Here is a 2,241-nt window from a genome sequence, read left to right on the forward strand (position 1 = left end):
ACCACTTCTCGGGGCTTGACCTTGCGCCCCGCAGGCTGCGTTCGAGGAACAAGCTGGACCAGCTCATGCACTACCCTCAGGTTGATGCTGTGGGGGCTGCCGTAACCGCTTTTATCAGGGCGGTAATCCCGTCTCCAGATGTGGGGGAAGGGAACGTCATGGGCTCTAACGGCCATGCCAACTACCTCGCAGGACCCCCGGAATCGACGATCGGCCACCCCCAGCATCCATAGTGTTGAAATGCTGTTCCTGGGAAAGGGGCGGGATGAGGCCGCTGAGTGGGTGCCCCACGCGGTGCTTAACATCGGGGCCCACGGGGATCCGCCTGCCGAGATCGCCGAACTCGTCACCAGCCACGAACGTTACTGTTCAGCCGGCATAATGAGGTCAGTTGAACTAGAGGGTTCCGTGACGTTCCCAAGTTGATGGGGATGCCCGAGGTCCTCCGTGCCGCATGATCGTTGACGCTAGGGCAACTGCGTAAAGGATGGGGCGCATTTTCATGGTTTCACAACGACGTCTTCGCGGAATACAGTGTTCACGTTGATGAGCGAGGGCGAAGACGGCTGATCGCTGCACCTATTACGGTGAGTAAAGGTTCGGGAGGCCGGGCGTGAGCTGCATCTCAGCGGCGGCGGATGTGCGGGGATCGCTATTCGAAGAAATCCTCGTCTACGGCTAAGACATCAAAGGTCTGCCTCACCTGCACTCCCACCCGGTACTTGAGCATCAAGGCCACCAGGCGCTCGCCATCGATGAGGACGGGGCGAGAGGGGACTACTGCAGCGTAGTCTTTCGCGCCCGCAGTAAATGTGCTTGTGGTGATAAAGCTGCCCTTCGTTGCGCCCTTACCATGAAGTGCGCCCACGAAGGCCTGAATTGCCTCCCGGCCTACGGTGTTCTTCTCTGCGTAGCGCTTGGCCTGGATGTAAATCTGATCGAGGCCCAGGGGGTCCTGGTCAATGACCCCGTCTACACCCCCGTCTCCAGACCCGCCAATGCGGCGCCCTCGTTTGTCCGCCCCGCCGTACCCCATTTTCAGAAGCACCTGCACAACCGCCTCCTCAAAGAAATCGGGGTGGGTGCCGCGCAGGCGTTCCAAGAGATCTTCCGCTGTCTCGGCCGTGAGCTGGTTAATCCCTTCGTCGATTTTTTCAAGGGGGTCTAGCTCTGCCGCCTTTGGCGTTGTCGTGCTGTTCGGCTGCTTCGAGACCTCCGGGCTCCAGAACGGCTTGAAGTATTGGTTGGCCTCTCTGAATGTCATGCCTCTCGGATGTTCCTTGGTCCATGCCCGTCCCGCATCATTGAGCCGGTAGTACCCCCGCGCAGGGCGATCCACCAGGTTTGCGCGGGATAAATGGCTCAGCACCCACTGCATGCGCTGTTCATATCGGAGGCCGCCCGTGTTCAACTGTTCACTCTTGGCGGAGTCGCTCAATCCGGCGGCTTCGGCGGCGCGATCAAATATGTCCTTGCGGTGCAGGTTTTCCCCGGATGTCATGACCGATAAAACGGGCCTCAGGAGCTCCGGCCACGTGGGAACTTCGGTAGGGCGAGCATCAGGGGATGTCATGTGAAACCGCCTTGAGGTATGAATAGGTTCATGCAACCGACTGCGACCTGTCCAGTGTAGAGATGGCTGTGCCAGCACCCGATCAACGCATGTAAAGAAAACCATATCAATAATACCCCCCCAGGGTATATAGTCGATGGCATGAACACGCCCGCCACCACCCACCCCACCGATCACTCGGACTCCCTCTCGGGCCACGACATGCACGACCACGCCCCCTCCAACCACGCAGGCCACGACATGTCCAACATGGCCGCCAGCGCCACCCTCCACTGCCTCACCGGCTGTTCCATCGGCGAGATCCTCGGCCTGATCCTGGCCACCGTGTTCGGGTGGGGCAACGTCACCAGCACCGCCGTGGCCATCGCCCTGGCTTTCGTGTTCGGCTATGCCCTGTCCTCCATGCCCCTGCTGCGCGCCGGCATCAGCGTGGGTCGGGCCCTGCGTCTCGTGCTCGCCGCGGACACCGTCTCCATCCTCACCATGGAGGTCGTGGACAACCTCGTCATGTGGCTGGTCCCCGGCGCCATGGACGCCGGGCTGCTCGATGCCCTCTTCTGGGGCTCCATGGCCCTGTCCCTCGTGATCGCGTACTTCGCGGCATACCCGGTGAACAAGGCCCTGCTGCGCCGCGGCAAGGGCCACGCCATCACCCACCACGCCTCCGG

Annotated in this window: 2 protein-coding genes; one reads left to right on the forward strand and one right to left on the reverse strand. The window is 61.3% G+C overall.

Annotated elements, in window-relative coordinates; all coding sequences use genetic code 11:
- Positions 1 to 652: 652 nt before the first annotated feature.
- Positions 653 to 1,573, reverse strand: coding sequence for a restriction endonuclease (locus B3I25_RS04410; RefSeq protein WP_286737965.1), 921 nt, complete (start codon positions 1,571 to 1,573; stop codon positions 653 to 655).
- A gap of 141 nt (positions 1,574 to 1,714) precedes the next feature.
- Between B3I25_RS04410 and B3I25_RS04415 the strand changes: the two genes are divergently transcribed.
- Positions 1,715 to 2,241, forward strand: a 527-nt coding sequence (locus tag B3I25_RS04415; RefSeq protein ID WP_286737966.1) for a DUF4396 domain-containing protein, incomplete at its 3' end; no start/stop codon positions are given.

It is taken from the genome of Kocuria sp. UBA1838 (genome assembly GCF_002338785.1).
Classification (GTDB): domain Bacteria; phylum Actinomycetota; class Actinomycetes; order Actinomycetales; family Micrococcaceae; genus Kocuria; species Kocuria marina.

What these genes read in the sequence shown, in the direction of transcription:
- B3I25_RS04410 (WP_286737965.1), bottom strand. Translation starts at nt 1,573, where the DNA reads ATGACATCCCCTGATGCTCGCCCTACCGAAGTTCCCACGTGGCCGGAG.